The 26,050-nt window shown below is 66.1% G+C and carries 16 protein-coding genes and 1 tRNA gene; 14 read left to right on the top strand and 3 right to left on the bottom strand.

Annotated features, from left to right (window positions below):
* Positions 1-5 precede the first annotated feature (5 nt).
* From ACQ4LY_RS01105 to ACQ4LY_RS01085, 5 genes are read left to right on the top strand one after another with little or no spacing between them, the layout of a single operon-like run.
* Positions 6-1,298 carry a sugar ABC transporter substrate-binding protein gene (locus ACQ4LY_RS01105; RefSeq protein WP_431074159.1) on the top strand — a complete coding sequence of 431 codons (1,293 nt, stop codon included), beginning with the start codon at positions 6-8 and terminating at the stop codon, positions 1,296-1,298.
* Positions 1,299-1,312: 14 nt separating this feature from the next.
* Positions 1,313-2,290, top strand: a complete 978-nt coding sequence (locus tag ACQ4LY_RS01100; RefSeq protein ID WP_431074158.1) for a carbohydrate ABC transporter permease — start codon at positions 1,313-1,315, stop codon at positions 2,288-2,290.
* Complete coding sequence (locus ACQ4LY_RS01095) at positions 2,287-3,120, top strand: carbohydrate ABC transporter permease (RefSeq protein WP_056309366.1); 834 nt, start codon at positions 2,287-2,289, stop codon at positions 3,118-3,120. The genes ACQ4LY_RS01100 and ACQ4LY_RS01095 overlap by 4 nt, the downstream gene beginning before the upstream one ends.
* Complete coding sequence (locus ACQ4LY_RS01090; protein ID WP_431074157.1) at positions 3,117-4,631, top strand: glycoside hydrolase family 3 N-terminal domain-containing protein; 1,515 nt, start codon at positions 3,117-3,119, stop codon at positions 4,629-4,631. The genes ACQ4LY_RS01095 and ACQ4LY_RS01090 overlap by 4 nt, the downstream gene beginning before the upstream one ends.
* A 14-nt stretch (positions 4,632-4,645) precedes the next feature.
* Entirely contained in the window at positions 4,646-5,512 is an 867-nt protein-coding gene (locus ACQ4LY_RS01085; RefSeq protein ID WP_056515928.1) for a MurR/RpiR family transcriptional regulator, read from the top strand.
* Positions 5,513-5,552: 40 nt separating this feature from the next.
* On the opposite strand, the gene ACQ4LY_RS01080 is transcribed toward ACQ4LY_RS01085, so the two are convergent.
* Positions 5,553-6,473 (bottom strand): sugar kinase, encoded by a 921-nt coding sequence (locus ACQ4LY_RS01080; protein ID WP_431074156.1) that lies wholly within the window; start codon positions 6,471-6,473, stop codon positions 5,553-5,555.
* 170 nt (positions 6,474-6,643) lie between these two features.
* Here ACQ4LY_RS01080 and ACQ4LY_RS01075 point away from each other — a divergent pair, with 170 nt between their 5' ends.
* From ACQ4LY_RS01075 to rpoC, 6 genes are all read left to right on the top strand, one after another.
* Positions 6,644-8,317: an ABC transporter substrate-binding protein gene (locus tag ACQ4LY_RS01075; protein WP_431074155.1), complete on the top strand. Its 1,674-nt coding sequence runs from the start codon at positions 6,644-6,646 to the stop codon at positions 8,315-8,317.
* Positions 8,318-8,403: 86 nt separating this feature from the next.
* On the top strand, positions 8,404-9,408 hold the full coding sequence (locus tag ACQ4LY_RS01070) for an ABC transporter permease (RefSeq protein WP_056309358.1): 1,005 nt from the start codon (positions 8,404-8,406) through the stop codon (positions 9,406-9,408).
* A gap of 34 nt (positions 9,409-9,442) precedes the next feature.
* Complete coding sequence (locus tag ACQ4LY_RS01065) at positions 9,443-10,408, top strand: ABC transporter permease (protein ID WP_056309356.1); 966 nt, start codon at positions 9,443-9,445, stop codon at positions 10,406-10,408.
* The gene (locus ACQ4LY_RS01060; protein ID WP_431074154.1) at positions 10,405-12,114 is read left to right on the top strand and encodes an ABC transporter ATP-binding protein; all 1,710 of its coding nucleotides are present in this window, start codon (positions 10,405-10,407) and stop codon (positions 12,112-12,114) included. The genes ACQ4LY_RS01065 and ACQ4LY_RS01060 overlap by 4 nt, the downstream gene beginning before the upstream one ends.
* Before the next feature lie 231 nt (positions 12,115-12,345).
* Complete coding sequence (locus ACQ4LY_RS01055; RefSeq protein WP_431074153.1) at positions 12,346-15,849, top strand: DNA-directed RNA polymerase subunit beta; 3,504 nt, start codon at positions 12,346-12,348, stop codon at positions 15,847-15,849.
* Positions 15,850-15,934: 85 nt separating this feature from the next.
* Positions 15,935-19,810, top strand: a complete 3,876-nt coding sequence (gene rpoC / locus ACQ4LY_RS01050; RefSeq protein WP_056309349.1) for a DNA-directed RNA polymerase subunit beta' — start codon at positions 15,935-15,937, stop codon at positions 19,808-19,810.
* A gap of 290 nt (positions 19,811-20,100) precedes the next feature.
* Here rpoC and ACQ4LY_RS01045 read toward each other — a convergent pair whose 3' ends face one another.
* Positions 20,101-20,697 (bottom strand): hypothetical protein, encoded by a 597-nt coding sequence (locus tag ACQ4LY_RS01045; RefSeq protein ID WP_431074152.1) that lies wholly within the window; start codon positions 20,695-20,697, stop codon positions 20,101-20,103.
* Positions 20,698-20,783: 86 nt separating this feature from the next.
* Here ACQ4LY_RS01045 and ACQ4LY_RS01040 point away from each other — a divergent pair, with 86 nt between their 5' ends.
* From ACQ4LY_RS01040 to ACQ4LY_RS01030, 3 genes are all read left to right on the top strand, one after another.
* Positions 20,784-21,713: a PfkB family carbohydrate kinase gene (locus ACQ4LY_RS01040; protein WP_431074151.1), complete on the top strand. Its 930-nt coding sequence runs from the start codon at positions 20,784-20,786 to the stop codon at positions 21,711-21,713.
* Between the two features lie 86 nt (positions 21,714-21,799).
* A tRNA-Tyr gene (locus ACQ4LY_RS01035) sits at positions 21,800-21,881 on the top strand.
* Between the two features lie 135 nt (positions 21,882-22,016).
* Positions 22,017-22,250 carry an integrase core domain-containing protein gene (locus ACQ4LY_RS01030; protein ID WP_431075732.1) on the top strand — a complete coding sequence of 78 codons (234 nt, stop codon included), beginning with the start codon at positions 22,017-22,019 and terminating at the stop codon, positions 22,248-22,250.
* Here ACQ4LY_RS01030 and ACQ4LY_RS01025 read toward each other — a convergent pair.
* Positions 22,247-25,954 (bottom strand): DUF4365 domain-containing protein, encoded by a 3,708-nt coding sequence (locus ACQ4LY_RS01025; RefSeq protein WP_431074150.1) that lies wholly within the window; start codon positions 25,952-25,954, stop codon positions 22,247-22,249. The two genes, ACQ4LY_RS01030 and ACQ4LY_RS01025, sit on opposite strands and share 4 nt — an antisense overlap.
* Positions 25,955-26,050: the final 96 nt, after the last annotated feature.

The following is a 26,050-nucleotide window of genomic DNA, read 5'->3' as shown; positions in this document are numbered from 1 at the left end:
CCCTGATGTACAAGCGCATTCTTCCGGCCGTGGCGCTCGGCGCCGTGGCCACCCTGGGCCTGGCGGCCTGTGCCGGCGGTGGCGCCGACAACGGTGGAGCCGTCGACGGAGAGGGCCAGGAGCTCACCGTCTGGATCATGAAGGGCACCAACCCCGACGCGAGCGCGTTCTACGACGAGGTCTCGGACGCCTTCGAAGACGAGACCGGAGCCACGGTCAAGATCGAGGAGATCCAGTGGGCCGACGCCCACGACCGCTTCGTCACGTCGATCGCCGGCGGTACCACGCCGGACATCGCCGAGACCGGCACGACCTGGACCGCCGAGTTCGCCGACGCAGGCGCGCTCGAGCCTCTCGACGAGTACGTCGATGCCGAGAAGGGCCTGCGCGACGACCTCGTCGAGGGCCTCGCGGTCGCCGGGACCTACGAGGACGAGCTCTACGGCATGCCGTGGTACGCCGGTGTCCGTTCGATCGTCTACCGCACCGACGTGTTCGAGGAGCTCGGGCTCGAGGCCCCGAAGACCTGGGACGACATCGTCACCGCCGGCGAGGCCATCAAGGCCGCCAAGCCCGACATGCTGCCCTTCCCCGTCGCCGGAGACGCCGAATTCCAGGTCTACCCCTGGGTCTGGGGCGCGGGTGGCGAGGTCGCGACCCTCGACGGCAAGACCTGGACGAGCGAGCTCGACAGCAAGGAGTCGCAGGCCGGCATCGAGTTCTACACCGCACTCGCGACCGAGCACGGCTTCTCGTCGGCCGGCGCCACCACGTGGAAGGAGACGGACCTCCGTGACTCGTTCACGCAGGGCAACGTCGCCATGATGCTCTCGGGCTCGTGGACTCCGAAGGCTCTGATCGAGGCGAACCCCGAGCTCGATGGCAAGATCGGCGCCGCCGTGATCCCTGGTGAGGACGGCGGGATCGCTCCGTCCGTGCTCGGCGGTTCGCACCTGTCGGTCTTCAACACGACCGAGAACGCCGACCTCGCGTGGCAGTTCGTCAAGCTCATGACCACGGGCGAGTTCGCCGAGAAGTGGGCTGACGAGACCGGATACTTCCCCGGAGTTCAGTCGGCGATGGAAGAGGCCCTGGCCTCGACCGACCCGCTCGTCGCTCCGTTCGCGCAGCAGATGGTCGAGGGTGGTGCATCCGTGCCGGTGACCCCGAACTTCGGCGCCGTCCAGGCCAAGAAGACCACCAACTCGATGATCCAGGCCATCCTCAGCGGGCAGAAGGACGTCGCCACGGCGACGAAGGACGCCGCTGCTGAGATGACCGATCTGCTCAACCAGTAAGGCTGTATCCCTTCATGTCGATGGTGCAAGCGCCACTGCCGGCCACGAAGGCGGAGACCCCCTCCGCCCCCGTGGCCGGCGGCCGGCCGCGCAAGCGAGGACTCTCGCTGCTGACGGCCCGCCCCTGGCTCCTCCTCGCCCCGGGCCTGGTCATCCTCGCGGTGCTCATGCTCTGGCCGCTCATCCAGGTCTTCATCTTCTCGCTGCAGGATTACGGCCTGCGTGAGATCAACACCGGAGAGAACAACTGGATCGGCGTCGACAACTACGTCGAGGCGCTCACCAATCCGACACTCTGGACGGTCGTGCTCCCGAACACGGTGGGCTTCGCCGCCGTCGCCGTGTTCGTCACCGTCGCAGTGGGCACGCTCGTCGCCCTGCTGCTCGCGAAGCTCGGCACCGTCTGGCGCACGATCGTCTCCAGCTGCATCATGGTGGCCTGGGCGATGCCCGCCGTCACCGGCACCTACGTCTGGACGTTCATCTTCGATGCCGACCGCGGCATCTTCAACACGGTTCTGCAGGACCTCGGTCTCATGGACGACCCGGTGAACTGGTTCACCAACCAGTGGTCGTTCTACGCGATCGTCCTGTTGAACGTGGTGCACCACGGATTCCCGTTCGTCGCGATCACGGTTCTCGCCGGTCTCCTGGGCGTCTCGAAGGAGATGCTGGAGGCTGCGGCCCTCGACGGCGCGAACGCCTGGATGCGCTTCTGGAAGATCATCTTCCCGACGCTCAAGCCCGTCTTCTCGGTCGTGATCATCCTGTCGACGATCTGGGACTTCAAGGTCTTCGCGCAGGTCTATCTGATGCCCGGGGGAGGCGGCGGAAACCGATCGGTGCTCAACCTCGGTGTCTGGTCGTACGTCGAGTCCTTCGGCCAGAACCGCTACGGGTTCGGCGCCGCTCTCGCCGTTCTCCTCACCCTCGTGCTGATCGGCATCACGATCGTGTACATCCGTTCGCTCATGAAGGAGGACGAGCTGTGAACCCCCGCCCCTCCGTCATGTCGCGCGTCGGCACCGGCATCGCGATCGCCGCCGTCCTGATCTTCACGCTGTTCCCCGTGTACTGGATGGTCTCCAGCGCCCTCGACGCCAAGGCGTCCAGCGGCGGACAGTCCCTCCTGCCGCAGGAGTTCACGTTCGACAACTTCGCGTTCGTGCTCACCGACGGCGGCTTCGCCACCTACCTCCGCAACTCCGCGATCGTGGCGCTCGTCACCGTCCTCGTCAGCGCCCTGGTGTGCCTGCTCGCGGCGGTCGCCGTCGCGCGCTTCCGCTTCAAGTTCCGCACCACGATCCTCATGATGATCCTCGTCGTGCAGATGGTGCCGCTCGAGGCCCTCGTGATCCCTCTGTTCCTGCAGGTGAAGAGCCTGGGACTGCTGAACAGCATCCTGGGACTGATGGTCGTCTACGTGGCGCTCTCGCTGGCGTTCGGCATCTGGATGCTGCGCGGATTCGTCGCAGCCGTGCCGGTGGAGCTCGAGGAGGCCGCGTACATCGACGGTGCCAGCTGGTGGCGGATGTTCCGCTCGATCCTGCTGCCGCTCGTGATGCCCGGCCTCGTCGCGACCAGCATCTTCAGCTTCATCACGGCGTGGAACGAGTTCATCTTCGCGATGACGATCCTCGGCAGCGCCACCGACCAGTACACGGTGTCGATCGGTCTGAAGTCGTTCTTCGGTCTGCACTCCAATGACTGGGGCAGCATCATGGCGGCATCGACGATCATCACGATCCCTGTCATGATCTTCTTCGTGATCGTGCAGCGCCGGCTCTCCGCCGGCATGGTGGCAGGAGCGGTGAAGGGATGACGGACGAGCTCGAACGACTCGCGAATGCGGTGCTCTGGCCCGGTTTCCTCGGGACCGAGGCTCCGCAGTGGCTGGTCGCCGAGCTCGAGGACGGCCTCGCCGGCGTGGTCTACTTCGGGCAGAACATCGGCGAGGGGCTGCCTGCTCTGAGCGCGCAGATCCTCCGCGCGAATCCGGATGCTCTGATCGGCATCGACGAGGAGGGCGGCAGCGTCACCCGTCTCGAGTCCGCGACCGGGTCGACCCTTCCCGGGGCCGGGCAGCTCGGGACGCTCGACGACATCGAGGCGACGAGAGCGTCAGGTGCGGAGCTCGCGAGACGGGTCACTGCGATCGGCGGAAACGTGGTCCTCGGCCCGGTCGCCGACGTGAACACCGATCCGCGCAACCCCGTGATCGGCGTCCGTGCGTTCGGCAGTGACGAGACTCTCGTCTCGCGACACGTGCTGGCCGCCGTCGACGGGATCCAGAACGGCGGGGCGGCGGCGTGCGTCAAGCACTTCCCGGGGCATGGCGACACGCACCTGGATTCGCATCATGCATCGCCGGTCATCTCGCTCGACATCGACGAGTTCGAGCGGGTGCACCTCGAGCCGTTCCGGGCCGCGGTGGCTGCGGGAGTCGACACGATCATGACGGCGCACATCGTCGTCCCGGCGTGGGGGGCAGAGCCCGCGACGCTGAACCCGCGCGTCCTCGGCATGCTCCGCGACTGGGGCTTCGACGGTGTGATCATCTCCGACGCTCTCGACATGGCGGCGATCCGCGAGACGGTGGGTATCGGTGCGGGCGCCGCACGTGCGCTCGCGGCGGGCGTCGACCTGCTGTGCATCGGCAATCCCACCAACAGGGGAGAGGCCGCCCTTCCCGACCAGGACCGACGCGACTTCCTCGCTGCGCGTGACGGCATCGTCGCCGCGCTCAAGGACGGCTCGCTGACGCGGCCGCGAATCGAGGAGGCGGCGGCTCGGGTCGCCGCGCTCGCCGTGTCCCTCCGTGAGCGCGCAGTTTCGGCATCCGCTCCCGTCGACTTCGATCCGCGCGAGATCGTCGGGCGGGCGATCACGGGTGCGACGGCGGATGCCACGACGCTCGCCGTCGTGGACGCACGCCGCCGCTCGACCCTCGCCGTCGACAGCGCCTCGGCCTATGTCGCCGAAGCGCTGGCCGCCGGCGGCCACCGTGCCAGGGTCGACGTCGCTCGGACCACGCTCGATGAGCAGGACGCCGCGCTGGACGCTGCCGTCGCGGCAGACGGCCTCACGGTCATCCTGCTGGACCGGCCGGACGCGGACGATGCGCAGCGATCTCTGGTCGATCGCGCTGCCACACGCGACCCCGGCGCCGTCGTGGTCAACGTCGGGCTCGCGCCGCAGCGTCCGCTCCCTCTGCCGATCGTCGAGGTCGGAGCGGCGAGTCTGGTCGGTGCGCAGGCGGCCAGGCAGCGGCTGACCGGCGAAGGCTCGTCCGGCGACGGCTCGTCACGCGGCGACGCGGGGCTGGCCGACTGAGGCAGGATGACACCGTGGACTCAGACGTTCTCGCGCTGGTGCGCCGATCGATCGCCCGTCTGAGTGCTGCCGAGGCTCGGGTCGCGGAGACCATTCTCGGAGACCCCACGCTGGTCGTGGATCTCGCCATCAACGACCTGGCGCGACTGTGCAACACGTCGCTGTCGACAGTGGCGCGGTTCGCGCAGTCGCTCGGGTTCAGCGGGTACCGCGAGCTGAGAGTCGCGGTGGCTCGGACGGTGACGCTCGCCCAGGCGCAGCAGGCCCGGTTCGGTCTCGACACCACGGCGATCGATCCGGATGACGAGCCGTCGGCGATCGCCGCCAAGCTCGCGTCCCAAGAGATCGACGCGATCGAGAAGACGGCGCTGGGGCTCGATGCGGCAGCTCTCGACCGCGTCGCGCTGGCCGTGGTCGCCGCCCGACATGTCGACCTGTTCGGGCAGGCCGCGTCATCGCTCACCGCGCAGGACCTGCAGCAGAAGCTCGCCCGCATCGGATGCTCGGTCGCCCACTCGGCAGACCCGCACCTCGCCCTCACGACGGCGTCCCTGCGCTCGCCGGACGACGTCGTGATCGCCTTCTCGCACGGGGGTGAGACCCAGGAGGTCGTGCGTGCGGTGGAGGTCGCGAGAGACGCAGGAGCCCTCTCCGTAGCCGTCACGAGCGCCCCCGACTCGACTCTCGCGCTCGCCGCAGACATCGTGCTGCTCACCTATGCCCAGGAGTCGCCGTTCCGCATGGCGGCGATGTCGAGTCGCATCGCGCAGCTCGCCCTGGTCGACATCCTCTTCGTACGGGTCGTGCAGCACCGGGGGGAGCCCGTCGTGATCCCGCTCCAGCTGACGCACGACGCGGCGGCGTCGCGGCGCCGACGCTGACTTCGGCGCAGTCGGCGGATCTTCCGGCTGAGAACGAGTGTCAGTCGACGTGGTCGCGCGTGCTGGCGAGAGCGCGGGTCGCGATGCGGTGCGCGCGGGCGAGGCTGCCCGTGAGCGAGAGCCCGGTGAGCACCCCCGCGAGGAATCCGGCGGCGAATGCGTCTCCGGCGCCGATCGATTCGACGACCGGCACATCCAGTGCCGCGCTGTCGGTGCGCTCCGCTCCGTCGAACGCCACTGCACCGCGCGGGCTCGTCGCAAGGAGGTACCGGGGCTCGGGGAACAGTTCACGCAGCCTGTCGGGGTCTGAGGTGCCGAACACCGCCTCGGCGTCGGGTTTCGTGCAGAAGACGACGTCGGCGCGGCGGACGTAACCCGAGATCGCCGCCCGCCCCTCGGCTTCGCGCCCTCGCCACAGTGCAGGGCGCCAGTTCACGTCGAAGCTGAGCAGGCGGCGTTCCCGCTCGGCGTCGAACAGGGCGTCCTGAGCCGCCCGTGCCGTGTCGGAGAGGGCCGGGGTGATTCCCGAGGTGTGCACCAGTGCCGCTTCCGCGAGCAGCTCGGATGCGGGGGAGGCGGAGAGAGTCGCGGGCGACATCGCCGCCGCTGCAGAGCCGGATCGGTAGTAGTGCATGGTCCCGTCGACCGACCCGTCAGGACGGGGAGACAGCTCCTTCAGGTAGAGGCCGGTGGGAGCATCCGGATCCACCTCGACGGCGGTGTCGTCGACCTCGTGCCTGCGCAGCTCCGCGGTGAGGAAGCGACCGAATCCGTCGTCGCCCACCCGGGAGACGACCGCGGTGCGGATGCCCGCCGACGCGAGGGCGATCGCGGCATTCCACTCCGCTCCGGCGAGGGAGCGGTGGAAGGTCCGGACGTCCTCGAGAGGGGCGGCGGTGGCGGGGACGAGGGCCACCAGGCCCTCGCCGACGCAGACGGCGAGGGGAGACGTGTCTGGCACCTTCTGGAGATTACCGGATCGGCCGTGGTGCCGAACATCCGTAACAGGAATGCAACCTGGAGGTGTTTTGCAACGGTGTACCCACTGGGTAGCGTCGAGGGCATCACCGTTTCCGGAGTCGAAGACGCCTCCGGAACGCGCACTGCAGCGCTCGACAGGAAGGTCACACAATGCACCATAAAGTCATGCGTCGGCGAGGACTCATCGCCGTCACCGGAGCAGCGCTCGCCGCGCTGGTCCTCTCGGGATGCGTCGCCAGCGAGCGCGGCGACGACGGCTCCGAGGGCTCAGGAGATGTGGACGGCACGTTCGTGTTCGCCGCATCGTCGGACCCGGCCAGCCTCGACCCGGCATTCGCCCAGGACGGTGAGAGCTTCCGCGTCTCCCGTCAGATCTTCGAGGGTCTCGTCGGCACCGAACCAGGCACCGCCGACCCCGCCCCGCTCCTCGCCGAGTCGTGGGAGTCGTCCGAAGACGGCATGAGCCACACCTTCACCCTGAAGGAGGACGTCACCTTCCACGACGGCACGCCGTTCAACGCCGAAGCGGTGTGCGCGAACTTCGACCGTTGGTTCAACTGGACCGGTCTCGCCGCGTCCGAGGCCTTCGGCTACTACTACAACAAGCTCTTCAAGGGCTATGCCGAGAACCCCGCCGACGCCGTGTACAAGTCCTGCACGCCCGACGGCGACTACTCCGTCACGATCGACCTGAACAAGCCGTTCGCCGGCTTCGTCGCGTCGCTGTCGCTGCCCTCGTTCGCGATGCAGAGCCCGTCGGCGCTGCAGGAGTTCGGCGCCGACGACGTCAGCGGTTCCGCCGAAGCACCGGTGCTGTCCGAGTACGCGATGGGACACCCCGTCGGCACCGGCCCCTACCAGTTCGACGAGTGGGCACCGGGCGAGCAGGTCTCGCTCAAGGCCTACGGCGACTACTGGGGTGACGCGGGTCAGATCGACGAGATCATCTTCCGCACGATCGACGACCCGACCGCGCGTCGTCAGGCACTCGAGTCCGGCTCGATCGACGGCTACGACCTGGTCGGCCCCGCCGACACCCAGGCGCTCGAGGACGACGGCTTCACCATGGTGTCGCGCCCTCCGTTCACGATCCTGTACCTCGCGTTCAACCAGGCCATCCCCGAGCTGCAGGACCCGAAGGTGCGCGAAGCGCTCTCGTACGCGGTCGACAAGGACGCGCTGATCAGCCAGGTGCTCCCGGAGGGCACCGAGAAGGCGATCGAGTTCGTCCCGGACACCGTCAACGGCTACAACCCCGATGTCACGACGTACGACTACGACCCCGAGAAGGCCAAGGAACTCCTGGCGGAGGCCGGCTACGACGAGGCCAACCCGCTGAAGCTCACCTTCAACTACCCGGTCAACGTCTCGCGCCCGTACATGCCGGACCCCGAGCAGATCTTCACGGTCCTGTCGTCGCAGCTCTCCGAGGTCGGCGTCGAGACCACCCCGGTCTCGGAGGAGTGGGTCGAATACCTCGACCGCACCACCGGTACGTCCGACCACGGCATCCACCTGCTGGGCTGGACCGGCGACTACAACGACACCGACAACTTCGTCGGCGTCTTCTTCGGCCAGCAGAGCTCCGAGTGGGGCTTCGACAACCCGGAGCTCTTCCAGAAGCTGAACGAGGCTCGCGGCGTCTCCAACCTCGAGGACCAGACGGCCCTCTACGAGGAGATCAACGAGATGGTCGCTCAGTTCATCCCGGGAGTTCCTCTCGCGCACCCGGCGCCCACGCTGGCGTTCGACCCGCGCGTCGAGAGCTACCCCGCCAGCCCGGTGAACGACGAGGTCTTCACGGACATCGTCCTCACCAAGTAGGTCTGACCGACTGAGAAGCCCACCCGGGCCTCCGCGCTCGCTGCGGAGGCCCGGGCCCGGCGTATCTTCTGATCAACGGAGACCTCTTGCTGCGCACCATCGGCAGGCGACTGCTTTTCCTCATTCCCACCCTCATCGGCCTCAGCATCCTGCTGTTCGCCTGGGTCAGGGCCCTCCCCGGCGGCCCGGCCGTCGCTCTTCTCGGCGAGAAGGCGACCCCGGATGCCATCGCCAGGGTCAACGAGCTCTACGGCTTCAACAAGCCGATCATCGAGCAGTACTTCATCTGGGTCGGACGCCTTCTGCAGGGCGACTTCGGCACCTCGATTCAGACAAACCGACCGGTCACGGAGGAGTTCTTCCGTCGCTTCCCCGCGACGATCGAGCTGAGCGTCGTCGCGCTCATTTTCGCGATCGGCGTCGGCATCCCTCTCGGATACTGGGCCGCCCGCCGGCACGGCAAGTTCACCGACCACGCCTCAGTGGTCCTGAGCCTCGTCGGCATCACCATCCCGGTGTTCTTCCTCGCGTTCATCCTGAAGTACGTCTTCGCGGTGCAGCTGGGCTGGCTGCCCTCCGACGGCAGACAGAACCCTCGAATAGACGCCACCCACCCGACCGGCTTCTACGTGTGGGACGGCATCATCACCGGCGAGTTCGATGCGTCATGGGATGCGCTGATGCACCTCGTGCTCCCGGCGCTCGCGCTCGGCACGATCCCGCTCGCGATCATCGTCCGCATCACGAGGGCGAGTGTCCTCGAGGTGCAGAACGCGGACTACGTGCGCACAGGCCGGGCGAAGGGCGTCGGAGCCTCGACGCTGCGCAGCCGGTTCATCCTGCGCAACGCCATGCTGCCGGTCATCACCACGATCGGCCTGCAGACCGGTCTGCTGATATCGGGTGCCGTGCTCACGGAGACCGTGTTCGCGTTCCCCGGCATCGGCTCCTTCCTCGCGAGGGCGATCTTCACGAGGGACTTCCCTGTGCTCCAGGGGTTCATCATCTTCATCGCGATCGCCTATGCATTGATCAACCTGGCGGTCGACGTGTCGTACAGCTTCATCGATCCGAGAGTGCGGGTGCAGTGATGTCCCGCCTCGTTCTCCGAAAGGGGGTGGCGTCATGACCATCTCGCTCCCACCCGCACAAGGCCCGTCGGCTGCGAGCGGCTCGGTCGTCGACACCGTCGCCGTCAACCAGGCCGGCCTCAAGGAGGGGCCCGGCGGATTCTGGCGCGACGTGTTCCGACGCCTGCGTCGAAACCCCACCGCCTGGATCGGCGCCGGAATCGTCCTGGTGTTCATCCTCGTGTCGGTGCTCGCACCGATTCTCGCGCCGTACCCCGAGACCGCGCTTCCCGGGGCGAAGTACATCACGCCCACCAACATCCCGGGCCCGGGGGAGATCCCCGAGTTCCCGCTCGGACTCGACCGCTTCGGCGGAGACGTGCTCTCCAAGCTCATCTGGGGTGCGCAGGCGTCACTCCTCATCGGCGTGATCTCGACCGCGCTGGGCCTTGTCGGCGGAATGATCCTCGGACTGCTCGCCGGCACCTTCGGCGGCTGGGTCGACACGGTGATCATGCGTGTCGTCGACATCATCCTGTCGGTCCCGAACCTGCTGCTGGCCGTCTCGATCGCGGCGATCCTCGGTCAGACGCCGTTCGCGGTGATGATCGCGATCGGCGCATCGCAGGTGCCCATCTTCGCCCGGCTGCTGCGCGCGTCGATGCTGCAGCAGCGATCCAGCGACTACGTGCTCTCGGCTCAGACCCTGGGGCTCGGCCGTGGGCAGATCACGATGTCGCACGTGCTCCCGAACGCCATCGGCCCGGTCATCGTCCAGGGAACCCTGACGCTCGCCACCGCCGTCATCGACGCGGCGGCGCTGTCGTTCCTCGGTCTCGGCGGCGGTCGACCCGAGACGGCCGAGTGGGGGCGCATGCTCACCTACGCGCAGGCGGAACTCGCCATCGCGCCGTGGCTGGCGTTCCTGCCCGGCATCTGCATCGCGGTCACCGCGCTCGGCTTCACCCTGTTCGGTGAAGCGCTGCGCGAGGCCATGGACCCGAGGACGAGAGCACGATGAACGCTGCGAAAGTGAATCAGAATCCGGACGCACCTCTTCTGTCGGTCGAGGGACTCGCTGTCGACTTCGCCACCATGGACGGCGTCGTACACGCCGTCGAGGGCGTCGATCTCGAGATCGCGCCGGGGCAGACCGTCGCGATCGTGGGGGAGTCGGGATCGGGCAAGTCGACGACGGCGATGGCGATCATCGGCCTGCTCGCCGGAGGCGGCCGCGTGGCCGCAGGCAGCATCCGCCTCGACGGCCGCGAGATCGCACACGCGCCCGAGCACGACCTGCGGATGATCCGGGGTCGCGACATCGGGCTCGTCCCGCAGGACCCGATGTCGAACCTGAACCCGGTCGCCAAGATCGGCACCCAGGTCGCCGAGACCCTCCTCGCACACGGACTCGCCACCAGGCAGAACGTGCAGGAGAAGGTCGTCGAGGCGCTCACCGCCGCCGGTCTGCCCGACCCTGAGAAGCGTGCGAAGCAGTATCCGCACGAGTTCTCCGGCGGCATGCGTCAGCGCGCGCTGATCGCGATCGGTCTGGCGTGCAAGCCGCGTCTGCTGATCGCGGACGAGCCGACCAGCGCGCTCGACGTCACGGTGCAGCAGACGATCCTCGACCAGATCGGTGAGATGACACGCGAGCTCGGCACCGCCGTGCTGCTCATCACCCACGACCTGGGACTCGCGGCCGAGCGGGCGGAGCGCGTCATCGTGATGCACCGCGGCAAGGTCGTCGAGCAGGGGCCGGCGAAGCAGATCCTCGAGGATCCGCAGCATCCGTACACGCAGTCGCTCGTGAAGGCGGCGCCGTCGGTGGCCGCAGCGCGTCTGCGCCCCGAGGCCTTCCAGGTGGAGGATCGTCCGGCGGAGCCTGCGGATGCGGACAGCTCGGCGGGCGCGGCGACGATCGATGCTCCGTCGACGGCCGACAACATCGTCGAGATCGAGAACCTCACGAAGGTCTATCCGGTGCGCGGTCAGAAGGAGGACTTCGTCGCGGTGAACGACGTGTCCCTCGCGATCCCGCGAGGCGAGACGGTCGCGATCGTGGGCGAGTCCGGCTCGGGCAAGACGACGACGGCGCGGATGCTGCTGAAGATCATCGAGCCGACCAGCGGGCTGATCCGCTACGAGGGCAAGGACATCGCCTCGCTCAGTCGAGCGGAGACGCGTGACTTCCGTCAGAAGGTGCAGCCGATCTTCCAGGATCCGTACTCGAGCCTGAACCCGATGTTCACGATCGAGCGGCTGATCGCCGAACCGCTGGACTTCTACAAGCGGGGGAGCAGCGCAGATCGGCGCAAGCGCGTCCGTCAGCTGCTCGACGACGTGGCCCTGCCGCAGTCGATGCTGCGGCGCTACCCGTCTGAGCTGTCCGGAGGTCAGCGTCAACGTGTGGCCATCGCGCGAGCGCTCGCCCTCTCGCCCGAGTTGATCGTGTGCGACGAACCGGTCTCGGCACTCGACGTGCTCGTGCAGGATCAGATCCTGAAGCTGCTCGGCGACCTGCAGACCGAGTACGGGCTCAGCTACCTGTTCATCTCGCACGACCTCGCGGTGGTGCGACTCATCAGCGACTACGTGTGCGTGATGAAGGACGGATCGCTCGTGGAGGCGGCCTCGTCGGAGGAGATCTTCACGAATCCGCGGGACCCGTACACGCGACGGCTGCTGGCATCGATCCCGGGGAACGAACTCAACATCGCCTCCTGAGGCCATTCGGCCCCGTTCCTCTCGGCCTTCTTCGGATGCCAATACCGCAGCATCCGAAGAAGGTCAAGGATCGAGCTTGCCATGTCGCGAGATCGAGCGTATAGTTGGTAGTTGCGCTCGCTTCTCCCTGCCCTCATATGGTGGTCGGCAGCTCGTTGAGCATTCGGGCGCACACTCCACCTGACGACAAAGGAATCGAGAAGCCCTGCGGGGCTCACGGAGGTTATTCCCTTGGCTGCTGCTCGCAACGCATCCACATCCACCACCACCAAGAACGGACGCGGAGCTTCCCGTCTTTCGTTCGCCAAGATCTCCGACACGCTGACGGTCCCTGACCTTCTCGCTCTGCAGACCGAATCCTTCGGATGGCTCGTCGGCAACGACGCCTGGAAGGCTCGTGTCGCAGAGGCCAAGAAGGCCGGCCGCACCGACGTGAACGAGAACAGCGGTCTCGGCGAGATCTTCGAGGAGATCTCTCCGATCGAGGACCTCGGCGAGACGATGCAGCTGTCGTTCACGAACCCGTACCTCGAGCCGGAGAAGTACTCCATCGAGGAGTGCAAGGAGCGTGGCAAGACCTACGCCGCTCCGCTGTACGTCGAGGCCGAGTTCATGAACCACCTCACGGGTGAGATCAAGACCCAGACGGTCTTCATGGGCGACTTCCCGCTGCAGACCGACAAGGGAACGTTCATCATCAACGGCTCCGAGCGCGTCGTCGTCTCGCAGCTCGTGCGTTCCCCTGGTGTCTACTTCGACAAGACCCCCGACAAGACGTCCGACAAGGACATCGTGTCGGCCCGCGTCATCCCGAGCCGTGGTGCATGGCTCGAGTTCGAGATCGACAAGCGCGACCAGGTCGGCGTGCGCGTCGACCGCAAGCGCAAGCAGTCGGTCACCGTGTTCCTCAAGGCGCTGGGCATGACCAGCGAGGAGATCCTCACGGAGTTCGCCGGCTACACCTCGATCGAGGAGACGCTCGCGAAGGACACCATCGTCACGAAGGAAGATGCGCTCCGCGACATCTACCGCAAGCTGCGTCCGGGCGAGCAGGTCGCCGCCGAGGCCGCCCGTGCGCTGCTGGACAACTTCTACTTCAACCCGAAGCGCTACGACCTGGCGAAGGTGGGTCGTTACAAGATCAACCACAAGCTGGGCCTCGACGCTCCGCTCACCGACTCGGTCCTCACGGTTCAGGACATCGTCGCGACGATCAAGTACCTCGTGCGTCTGCACGCAGGCACCGAAGAGACCTTCCCCGGCATCCGCTCGGGCAAGAAGGCCGAGATCCGCATCGCGACCGATGACATCGACAACTTCGGCAACCGTCGCATCCGCGCGGTCGGCGAGCTGATCCAGAACCAGGTCCGCACCGGTCTCTCCCGCATGGAGCGCGTCGTCCGCGAGCGCATGACCACGCAGGACATCGAGGCGATCACGCCGCAGACCCTGATCAACGTGCGCCCCGTCGTCGCCGCGATCAAGGAGTTCTTCGGAACGTCGCAGCTGTCGCAGTTCATGGACCAGAACAACCCGCTCGCGGGTCTGACCAACAAGCGTCGCCTCTCGGCTCTCGGCCCCGGTGGTCTGAGCCGTGACCGCGCCGGTGTCGAGGTCCGTGACGTCCACCCGTCGCACTACGGCCGCATGTGCCCCATCGAGACCCCTGAAGGCCCGAACATCGGTCTGATCGGTGCTCTCGCGACCTTCGCGCGCATCAACTCGTTCGGTTTCATCGAGACCCCGTACCGCAAGGTCACGGGCGGCGTCGTCACCGAGGACATCGACTACCTGACGGCTTCCGAAGAGGTCGACTTCAACATCGCGCAGGCCAACGCCCCGCTCGACAAGAACGGTCGCTTCATCGAGAGCCACGTCCTGGCCCGCCCCAAGGGCGGCAGCGGCGAGGTCGACATGTTCCTCCCGGAGGACATCGGCTACATCGACGTCTCGCCGCGCCAGATGGTGTCGGTCGCGACCTCGCTCGTGCCGTTCCTCGAGCACGACGACGCACAGCGCGCCCTCATGGGTGCCAACATGCAGCGTCAGGCTGTGCCGCTGCTCCGCAGCGACTCGCCGCTCGTCGGAACCGGTATGGAGGGCTACACGGCCATCGACGCCGGCGACGTGCTCACGGCCGAGAAGCCGGGTGTCGTCTCCGAGGTCTCCGCAGACCGCGTCACCGTCATGCTCGACGAGGGTGGAACGCAGGACTACCACCTGCGCAAGTTCGACCGCTCGAACCAGGGCACGTCGTACAACCAGAAGGTCGTCGTCAACGAGGGCGACCGCGTCGAGGTCGGAGAGGTCATCGCCGATGGCCCCGCCACCGAGAACGGCGAGCTGGCACTCGGAAAGAACCTCCTCGTCGCGTTCATGACGTGGGAAGGCTACAACTTCGAGGACGCGATCATCCTGAGCCAGGACCTGGTGAAGGACGACACCCTCTCCTCGATCCACATCGAGGAGTACGAGGTCGACGCCCGCGACACGAAGCTGGGCAAGGAGGAGATCACCCGTGATCTCCCCAACGTCAGCCCCGAGCTGCTGAAGGATCTCGACGAGCGCGGCATCATCCGCATCGGTGCCGAGGTCCGCCCCGGCGACATCCTCGTCGGCAAGGTCACGCCGAAGGGCGAGACCGAGCTGTCGGCCGAGGAGCGTCTGCTCCGCGCGATCTTCAACGAGAAGAGCCGCGAGGTCCGTGACACCTCCCTGAAGGTGCCCCACGGTGAGCAGGGCACGATCATCGCCGTCAAGGAGTTCAACGCCGAAGACGGTGACGACGAGCTCGGCTCCGGTGTCAACCGCCGCGTCGTGGTCTACATCGCCCAGAAGCGCAAGATCACCGAGGGTGACAAGCTCGCCGGTCGTCACGGCAACAAGGGTGTCATCGCGAAGATCCTCCCGATCGAGGACATGCCGTTCCTCGCGGACGGAACGCCGGTCGACATCGTGCTGAACCCGCTGGGTATCCCCGGTCGAATGAACTTCGGCCAGGTGCTCGAGACCCACCTCGGGTGGATCGCGAAGCAGGGCTGGAAGGTCGAGGGAAACCCCGAGTGGGCTACCAAGCTCCCGAAGGACGCCTTCGAGGCCGCCCCCGGCACCAAGGTCGCCACCCCGGTGTTCGACGGTGCGAGCGAGGAGGAGATCGCAGGTCTCCTCGACGCGACCATCCCGACCCGCGACGGCATCCGCCTGATCGACTCCACAGGAAAGGCCCAGATGTTCGACGGCCGCTCCGGCGAGCCGTTCCCGGCGCCGATCTCGGTGGGCTACATGTACATCCTGAAGCTGCACCACCTGGTCGACGACAAGATCCACGCGCGTTCGACGGGTCCGTACTCGATGATCACCCAGCAGCCGCTCGGTGGTAAGGCGCAGTTCGGTGGACAGCGATTCGGTGAGATGGAGGTGTGGGCCCTCGAGGCCTACGGTGCCGCTTACGCGCTCCAGGAGCTCCTCACGATCAAGTCCGATGACATCCTCGGCCGCGTCAAGGTGTACGAGGCCATCGTCAAGGGCGAGAACATCCAGGAGCCCGGCATCCCCGAGTCCTTCAAGGTGCTCATGAAGGAGATGCAGTCGCTCTGCCTGAACGTCGAGGTCCTCTCGGCCGACGGCACGCTGGTCAACCTGCGTGACACGGACGACGAGGCCTTCCGCGCAGCGGAGGAGCTCGGCATCAACATCTCCAGCCGCTTCGAGGCCGCCTCGATCGACGAGATCTAAGGTCCAGGCCGCCGACTGAGCGTCACGCCCGGTCGGCGGCCCACCTCCCCGATTTCTTCAGAAGAATTCCTACACAGGAGAATTTGTGCTCGAGTCAAACACTTTCGATGAGCTTCGCATCGGCCTGGCCACTGCGGATCACATCCGCGCCTGGTCCTACGGCGAGGTCAAGAAGCCTGAAACCATCAACTACCGCACCCTGAAGCCGGAGAAGGACGGTCTCTTCGGAGAGCAGATCTTCGGCCCGTCCCGCGACTGGGAGTGCGCCTGCGGCAAGTACAAGCGTGTCCGTTTCAAGGGCATCGTCTGCGAGCGCTGCGGCGTCGAGGTCACCAAGTCCTCGGTCCGTCGTGAGCGCATGGGTCACATCGAGCTCGCCGCTCCCGTCACCCACATCTGGTACTTCAAGGGTGTTCCCTCGCGTCTCGGCTACCTGCTCGACATGGCGCCGAAGGACCTCGAGAAGGTCATCTACTTCGCTGCCTACATGGTCATCTCGGTCGATGAGGATGCTCGTCACCGCGACCTCGGCACGCAGGAGAACAACATCCGCCTCGAGCTGAAGACGCTCGGAGACCGCCGCGACGCGAAGATCGCCGAGCGCCTGGCTCGCCTGGAGGAGGAGCTCGCTTCCCTCGAGGCAGAGGGCGCCAAGGCCGACGCGAAGAAGAAGGTCAAGGACGCCGGCGAGAAGGAGATGTCGCTCATCCGCAAGGGTGCCGACGAGGCGATCGCCAAGCTCGAGCGCGTGTGGGAAGACTTCCGCACCCTCGAGGTCGGGGCCCTCCGCCCCGAGGACGACGTCTTCCACGAGCTGCAGGACCGCTTCGGTCAGTACTTCGAGGCCTACATGGGCGCCGAGTCGATCCAGCGTCGCCTCGCGGCGTTCGACCTGGCCGCCGAGGCGGAGAGCCTGCACCTGCAGATCTCCGAGGGCAAGGGCCAGCGCAAGATCCGTGCGATCAAGCGCCTGAAGGTCGTCAACTCGTTCCTGGAGACCGGCATGAGCCCGGCCGCCATGGTTCTCGACGTCGTTCCGGTGATCCCGCCGGAGCTGCGCCCGATGGTGCAGCTCGACGGTGGCCGCTTCGCGACCTCCGACCTCAACGACCTCTACCGTCGTGTGATCAACCGCAACAACCGTCTTCGTCGTCTGATCGACCTCGGCGCCCCCGAGATCATCGTCAACAACGAGAAGCGGATGCTGCAGGAGGCCGTCGACGCACTGTTCGACAACGGTCGCCGTGGTCGCCCCGTCACCGGTACCGGCAACCGCGCCCTGAAGTCCCTCAGCGACATGCTGAAGGGTAAGCAGGGTCGTTTCCGCCAGAACCTGCTCGGAAAGCGCGTCGACTACTCGGGCCGTTCGGTCATCATCGTCGGACCGCAGCTGAAGCTGCACCAGTGCGGTCTGCCCAAGCAGATGGCTCTGGAGCTCTTCAAGCCGTTCGTCATCAAGCGCCTGATCGACCTCGGTCACTCGCAGAACATCAAGGCCGCCAAGCGTGCCGTCGAGCGCACCCGTCCCGAGGTCTGGGACGTGCTCGAGGAGATCATCCGCGAGCGTCCGGTGCTGCTCAACCGTGCACCCACCCTGCACCGTCTGGGCATCCAGGCGTTCGAGCCTCAGCTCGTCGAGGGCAAGGCCATCCAGCTGCACCCGCTCGTCTGCGCGGCGTTCAACGCCGACTTCGACGGTGACCAGATGGCTGTCCACCTGCCGCTCTCGGTCGAGGCTCAGGCTGAGGCCCGCGTGCTGATGCTCGCGTCGAACAACATCCTGAAGCCGTCCGACGGACGCCCGGTCACCCTGCCTTCGCAGGACATGATCATCGGTCTGCACCACCTGACCACGGTCAAGGCGGGCGCAGCCGGTGAGGGCCGTGCATTCGGTTCGGTGGGCGAGGCCATCCTGGCCAAGGACGAGGGCACCCTCGACCTGCAGGCCAAGGTCCGCATCCGCATCCCGGGTCTGACGTTCCTCGAGGGCGAAGCGCCCGAGGGCTACGAGCGTCACGGTCTCGTCGACGCATCGCTCGGACAGGCGATCTTCAACGACACGCTTCCGAAGGGATACCCGTTCGTCCGCGAGCAGGCTGACAAGAACAAGCTGTCGCAGATCGTCAACAAGCTGGCCGAGGAGTACCCCAAGGTCGAGACGGCTGCGTCGCTCGACCGCATCAAGGACGCCGGGTTCTACTGGGCCACGCGCTCGGGTGTGACCGTCGCCCTGAGCGACATCCTCACGCCGCCGAACAAGGCTGAGATCGTCGCGGGCTACGAGAAGCAGGCCGCGAAGGTCCAGTCCCAGTACGAGAAGGGCCTCACGACCGACGTCGAGCGTCGTCAGGAGCTCATCAAGATCTGGACCGAGGCGACCGACGAGGTCCAGGCCGCGATGAAGGCGAACTTCCCGGAGGACAACACCATCAACCGCATGGTGTCCTCGGGCGCCCGTGGTAACTGGCTGCAGATCCGGAACATCGCCGGTATGCGTGGTCTGGTGAACAACCCCAAGGGTGAGATCATCCCGCGTCCGATCATCTCCTCGTACCGCGAGGGTCTGTCGGTTGCGGAGTACTTCATCGCGACGCACGGTACCCGTAAGGGTCTGGCCGACACCGCTCTGCGTACCGCCGACTCGGGTTATCTGACCCGTCGTCTGGTGGATGTCTCGCAGGACGTCATCATCCGCGAAGAGGACTGCGGCACGTCGAAGGGCCTCGAGCTCCCGATCGCCGCTCCGAACTCGCAGGGTGAGCTGGTGCGCGACGCGAACGTCGAGAACTCGGTGTTCGCTCGTACCCTGGCCTCCGACGTGGTCGACAGCAAGGGCGAGGTCCTCGCCTCTGCCGGCGACGACGTGGGCGACGTGCTCATCGACAAGCTGGTCGCGCTGGGCGTCGAGAGCATCAAGGTGCGCTCGGTTCTCACGTGTGACTCCGCCGTCGGTGTCTGCGCGCAGTGCTACGGCCGTTCGCTCGCGACGGGCAAGACCGTCGACATCGGAGAGGCCGTCGGCATCATCGCGGCCCAGTCGATCGGTGAGCCCGGTACCCAGCTGACGATGCGTACCTTCCACACCGGTGGTTCCGCGTCTGCAGATGACATCACGCAGGGTCTTCCCCGTGTGCAGGAGCTCTTCGAGGCTCGTACCCCGAAGGCGGCATCGCCGATCGCCGAGGCCGATGGCCGCATCACGATCGACGAGACGGACAAGGCCAAGAGGCTCATCCTGACGCCCGACAACGGTGACGAGGAAGTGATCTACCCGGTCCTGAAGCGTGCGACGCTTCTGGTCGAGGACGGTCAGCACGTCAGCGTCGGTCAGCCGCTCCTGGTCGGCACGCTCGACCCCAAGGAGGTCATGCGTGTCATGGGTGCCCGCGAGGTGCAGCGTTACCTCGTCGGTGGCGTCCAGGGCGTGTACCGCTCGCAGGGTGTGCCGATCCACGACAAGCACATCGAGGTCATCGTCCGTCAGATGCTCCGCAAGGTCACCGTCGTCGATCACGCCGACACGACTCTGCTCCCGGGTGAGATGGTCGACCTCAAGCGCTACCAGGCGATCAACCGCGAGGCTGTGGCAGAGGGCAAGCGCCCCGCGTCCGGCCGTTCGGAGCTGATGGGTATCACGAAGGCGTCGCTCGCGACGGAGTCGTGGCTGTCGGCCGCCTCCTTCCAGGAGACGACCCGCGTGCTCACCGAGGCTGCGATGCAGGGCAAGCGCGACCCGCTGGTCGGTCTCAAGGAGAACGTCATCATCGGAAAGCTCATCCCCGCCGGAACCGGTCTCTCGAAGTACCGCGACGTCACGGTCGAGGCGACGGAAGAAGCCAAGAGCGAGCGCTACCCGAACCGGATCTTCGCATCCGACGGTGCGTACGCTGACGGCGACTTCGGTTACGTCGACTTCGACGCGTTCTCGACGGACGACATCACGCCGGGTACGTACAACTGACGCACTGAGTGAGTGAGTGAGAAGGCCCCGGGCGATTCGCCCGGGGCCTTCTTCGTGCCCGGAGGGCGGGTGGATGCCGGGGCGCGACGTTGCCGGAGCCCCGACCCCTCCGATCCTGTGCCGGGCACAGCTTCGGATCTAAGAGCCGACGCCCCGGGGCAGGGAATCGACGGCCCGGGGTGTCGACTCCGGCATCCGAAGTTGTGCCCGAGGAGGGGAGAGGTGACCGGTTGGAGATGTCCGGGTTGGCTATACCGAGTGGCGACCGGGTGGGCGGCGTCTGATTCGGGTCAGTCGAACAGGTGCGCGATGATGCTCGACGTGTAGCCCGATGGAGCGAGGTTCGAGTAGCGCGAGTCGATCAGCACGTCGTCTCGCCAGAACAGGGTGCGCCCGTCCGTCACGGGGTACTGCGTGTTCTGCCAGGTTTTCTCGCAGCGCGTGCCGCCATCGGGGGCGAAGCAGGTGAACCCCTCGTTCGTGACGAGGGCATTGAGCATGTCGAGAGCGGGCCCGCGGTTCATGAGCGAGATCGTGGTGACGAGCGATGTGGTGTCGGCGCGCGGGTCGGCCCAGATGCAGGTGAGAGTGCCGTCGTCCGCGACGCCCGAGGGGCCGAACGCCGCGTCGTTCAGCGGAACCCCGTCGAGCTGCGCGAGCACCTCCTCCGAGAGGATCGCCCGGCAGTCGGTCGGCAGAGCGATCGGTGCGGTCGTGGGAGTGGGAGATGCTGTGGGCGAGGGGCTCGCGGTGTCGTCCGGGGTCGAGCTCGATGACGGCTCAGGCGATGCGCTCTGCTCGGCGCTGCCGGAACCGGCAGGATCGCAGCCTGTGAGCACGGCGATGAGCAGAAGAGCCGCAGCGCCGGCGGCGAGTCGCGCGTTCATGCGCTCACCGTAGCGCCGGAGGGATCGGGGGAGCGGGAGGCAGACCGCGCCGCCGCAGATGCCGTTCGCGCGGTAGTGTCGGCGGAATGAGCGTTGAATCCTCCCGTGCGTCCGGTGCCGTCGTCGTCGGAGACGCGCTGATCGACGAGATCCGTGACGGCGCCGGCGTGCGCGAGCTCGTCGGCGGCGCCGCGCTGAACGTGGCCGTCGGCCTGCGCCGACTCGGAGTGCCGACGACGCTGATCGCGATGGTCGGCGATGATGAGGCGGGTGCGCACATCCGCGAATACCTCTCGGATCACGACGTCAGACTGATCGCGAGCGAGGCTCCGCTCGGCTCGTCGCGCGCGATCGTCGAACGCGGGCCCGACGGCGAGCCGGTGTACGTCTTCAATGAAGCGGCGCAGCGGCGCAGCATCCGCTATTCCGATGAGGCCGTGCAGGCCATGGCCGATGCCGGTCTCGTGGCCGTCAGCTGCTTCCCCTTCGATGTGCCCGCCGAAGTCGATGCTCTCCTCGCCGCGGTGGGCGAGGCGCGTCTCGCCATCGACCCCAACCCGCGGTCCGGCATGCTGAGCGACCGCGAGGAGTTCGTGCGGGGCTTCGAGCGTGCGGTCGCAGGAGCTGCGATCGTCAAGGTCGGCGCGGATGACGCCGCACTTCTCTACGACGGCGACCTCGACGCCCTTCGCGCGCGTCTGCGCGGGCTCGGGGTGCGTGCGGTGCTCGCGACAGCAGGTGCTGCCGGAGCCGCACTCGAGTCGGATGCCGGAGTGGTCACCGCTCCCATCTCGGCGTTGCCGGGCCGCGTGATCGACACGGTCGGTGCCGGCGATGCGACGCTCGCGGCGGTGGCTGCAGGACTCGCCGACGGGACACCCGCCGATGCTGAGGGATGGCAGGAACTGCTCGATCGGGCGATGGATGTGGCGGCGGCGACGTGTCGCGCCGAGGGTGGTCTGCTCCGCACTCCCGAGTCTCTGGCGGACGCCGACCGCGGCGTCTTCGGCAGCTGAGGTCTCGATTTCTCGCGCCTGCCGTTCGCAGGTATGATTATCTATCGTGCCCCCGGTTGGCTGTCGAAGTTGGACGGGTGCGCTCTGGCGAGTTACCCAAGCGGCCAAAGGGATCTGACTGTAAATCAGACTGCATCGCATTCGGGGGTTCGAATCCCTCACTCGCCACGATTGTGATGTCTCAGGACATCGTGAACGGTCGAACCCCCGGTTTCCGGGGGTTCAGTCGTTTTTGCGTTCAGCGACAATGCCTTCGCTTACCGGAACTCGGCAGCGTTCCGCGCGGTCCTCGACGCCCACGGCATCACGCAGAAGTTCATCAAGCCGCACTGCCCCTGGACGAACGGGAAAGTCGAGCGCCTGAACCGCACCCTAGCCGCCGAATGGGCCTACGCCCGTGTCTATGCCTCGAACACTGACCGCGCGATAGCCTTGCCCACCTGGCTCAACTACTACAACCTAGACAGAGCCCACCTCGGCATCGACGGCACAACCCCCATCGACCGAATCAACAACGGTCGAGGTCAGTACATCTAGTCGCGATCCGAGGGCTCGACGGGTGCGTCGTCCTCGCTTTCCGTTGCCGTGGGTGGCTGGTCCTCGGCGTCGGAGCGGTCCTCCTTTAGACGCTCGATGATTGCGTGAACGAACTGTTCTGTGGTGCCGCCCTCTTCGCAGAGTTCGAGGTGTTTCGCGACGACGGGGAGCGCTGTGGAAGGGCGGAGAGGGAGTTTTCGACTTCGGGCGATTGCATCGGCGAGTTGAATCCCTTCGATGGCATCGTCAACCGAAGGCGACGCTGCGGTGCCGAGAGCGACGAGTGTTGTCACGACAGGGACGGCTGTTTCTCCGGGCATCGCTTCACAGATGCCGATGATTGCGCGTGCTTGCCATTCCCTGACCATCGAAGGTGAGTGCGCGCGCACCTCCTCGATGATCTGCTCCCATGGCTCGATGCTGCCCGCGTCCTGCCACCAGGGGCCGCGCCGGAGAATGTCCGCTGCAGGCGCGAGCACGTTCGGGTGGCGTCGGATGCTCGCGATGACTTCCTCGACGCTAACTGGTTGGTCTGCGACTCGATGCTCGACCAGGGTTGCGATGAGCTGGGCTTGCGTGGCTATCGCCTCATTGACTTGTTCGGGCGAGGACGCGTTCTCGAGTTGTGCAAGGTTGCGTGCCTCCAGGATGTTCACGGTCCCGAACGTCTCTACGCCCGCCTCCGCCGCAACCTGGCGGAGTGCGAGGTCGTCAGCCCACAATGGGCGGCCCGTTTCAATCGAGAGCGCTAGGGCGGTTGTCCAGGCGCTGTCCCCGAAGCTCTGGATCTCTTCCGGCAGGTGAGAGGGTGAGGATCGAGAGGTCTGCAGGGTGTCGACAACCTGCACCATTTCTTCGCATCGTTCGAAGATGGCTCTCGCGCGCGCAACATCCGAGCTAACGCCCCACATCTTGCCGTCCGCGTCCATGTGTATTGAGCCGCCCGGCGCCGTCTCCCGACGTGCTTGGGCGGCGGAGGCGATTGCGTCTCGCTTGATCCGTGACGGGATGGTGATGACATTGAAATCGGCGTAGATGCTGTCCCACACGCCGAGCTCGAGGGCGAGGTCGATGGCCGAGAGATCAATGATGATGTCCCCGCCGATGCTCCGCTGCGCGGCCGCAGTTTCCAGCGCGTGACGTTCGCCGTCCGCGTATGAGGCTATGCGAAGGTTTTCGTAGCGCGACGCGAGTATCAGCCCGTAGGGATCAGATTTCAGTTCGCAGAGCAATCCCTGGGGCGCGTTGCCGGTGACGACCTCTCGTGCAATGCGGTCGCGTTCGGGATCGCGGCTCTCGGCGAGAACTGACACGATTTGCTCAACTGCCTCCTCGGTCGTGCCGGAGATCGTTCGCCCGAACATCTCCCCGTAATTCTCTTGCAGCGACGTCATCAGACGTAGCGCCCTGGAATGTAGATCGCCGGAAACGAGCGGCCTGAGGTCATCTGTAGGGCTCAGAAGCTCATCCATCTCTGGATCGGATTCGTCTTCCTCGGATTGGGCACGAGGTGAGCTCGTGGCACCGAAGACGTTGCCGGCGAGTCGGAAGGCGAGCGCCGGTGTGCGCTCCTCGGCCTCAGCGAAGGTAATCGCCTGCGTAGCTGTTACCTCGTCCCACCCGGTCTGGGAATGGATCAGTGCCCAGAGCTCCATGTCGTTCTCGTTGTCGGGCACGTGTTGGTGCGTGTCGAGGAGCCTGCGCGCGAGCGTCGTCTCCCCGGTCGCGGTGTAGCACTGGGCAAGCGACCATACCGGCCGTTCAGTGGTGAATGGATTCTCGTCGACGGCCGCACGAAAGTGCTCGATAGCTTGCTTCCAGCGCGACTCTTCAGCGTGGTATTCGCCGAGAAGAAGGTGCGCGGATCGCTTGTCTTCCCCTGCGAGTCGACCTTCAATGAGGGCGCTGGTGAGGACCGCTATCGCGTCCTCGCGCTCGTTGAAGTTGAGATGGATCCACGCCTTCGTCATGAGGAACGATGCCGACTTGTAGATCCCAAAGTACTGGTCAGCGGCAGCAATCGCGGCAGTGCTGGTGTCCCGCCGGCGGAGAATATCGAGAACGATTTCGGCGGCCAGCATGTGCGTACGAGCAAGGCCCCGCAGTGCCGGGAGTGACTTGTCATCACGGTCGCCAGCCTGCGCGACTGCGGAGAGTAGGTTGCGCTGCTCGTCGGAGATCGTTGGGACTTCCTGGACGTCAGCGACTGCATCGACCCCGAGAACCGCGAGTTGCAGGACCGCCTCGAAGACGCGCTGGTTGTCTCCCGATTCTCGCCCCTGAGTGACCTGATGACGGTATGCAGCGATCTGGTCTTCACGCGACTCGCGGGGACGGTCTTGGTCGTCGGCGGGCACGATATCTGGGCGGCCGACTCGCAGCGCGGCTTGACGTGCGAGATATCGAATCGTTGGGTCTGTTGCCTCGGGTGGTGTCGCCGTCCCCATCGGCGGAAGCGACGCTTCCTTGATGAGGTCCGCGTACTTGCTCTGGGAGGCGAGGGCGACGAGCAGCACCTCAAGGGTGTCGGCGGTGTGGTCGCTCCACGAACGGTGCAAGCTCAGAGCTGTTCGCAGGTGACTTTCTGCGAGGGTTTGGTCGGACGTCTCTGCGTGTGGGGTGTGGGATCGTCTGAGGAGCGCTTGAGCGAGACGAACGTAGCCGTTGACAGACTCAGGTCGCTCACCGACGACGAGCTCGAGGCGGCGAATCGCTTCGGTGTCGTCACCGTTGTGTAGCGCCTTGGTCGCGAAGTAGCTATGCGACAGCACGTCGCTGCGACCCGTGAGTCGTTGCTCTGCGTGCTCGACGTCGTACCCGAGCAGAGCATTCGCCACGTGAACCGCGGTGTCATCGGGGCTGATCTCGCGGGCCTGATGACTCAGTCGGTGTGCCAGGTCCGGGTCGGAATCCATGACCTGTATGGCGGCGTTCGCGAGATACGCGCCCCGTGAATCGGGGTCGACGTCGGCGAGGCGCTGGAGCACGGTCGAGGCGGCGTCATGGTTCTCATGCTCAAGACAGAAAGTGAGAACCGCGAGCCAAGCGTTTCGTCCGTGCGCGTCGAGCCACTCGGAACGGGATCGCAGAAGCTCACGAATCGCGGCGGTCGGGTCCTCCCTGCCAGCGACGAGATCCGACGCGAGGGCGCCAGCCGCGTAATAGTGCTGCTCTCGAAGCGCCTGCAGATGCTTTCGCACCTCGGGTGACAGCCGGGCCCCGTGATACTCGAACTGCTGCTCGACAACCTTGGAGTACTCGATTGTGAATGACTCCCAGGCATGTCCAGCCTCGCGAAGGTCGTGTGCCTCAGGCACCAGTACTTTGAAGCCCTTGCCGGTGCTGGTCAGCGTCGTTTTGTTGACGATCTGCCAGTAGCACGACCCTGTTCTCACGTCCACGAGGATGAGGACGACGGGAAGGGAGCTCGCCAACCAGTACTTGGCGTGACGAGGCTTCACAGGGAAATGCCATCCACCGGAAGTCGGAGACTTGAACGCGGAGTCTCCGCCCTTGATCTGAGCGGCGACGAGTTTGCCAGTGGGCTTGTCGTCGGCATCCATCGTTTCGATGTGCGCGTCAATCCCGTGGTCGCTCACTTCCTGAGCGCGAAACAGCCACTTCAGCGACCCGATGACCTGTTGCTCGACGAAGGAGACAGCGAGCCGTCCAACTCGCTCGCGCTCAGAGTTCTTGACTGTCACGAAGACATTCCACCATGACGGGACATCGCGCGAGCTCGTGTCGCCAGAGTGGACAGCGTACAGCTCTGAGCGCCTGGTGGGGAGGAACGTTGTGCG

Origin of the sequence: Microbacterium phyllosphaerae (assembly GCF_050628115.1) — a bacterium.
Taxonomy (GTDB): Bacteria; Actinomycetota; Actinomycetes; order Actinomycetales; family Microbacteriaceae; genus Microbacterium; species Microbacterium phyllosphaerae_A.
The sequence above is the reverse complement of the archived record's forward strand: the minus strand, read 5'-3'. Positions and strand labels throughout refer to the sequence as shown.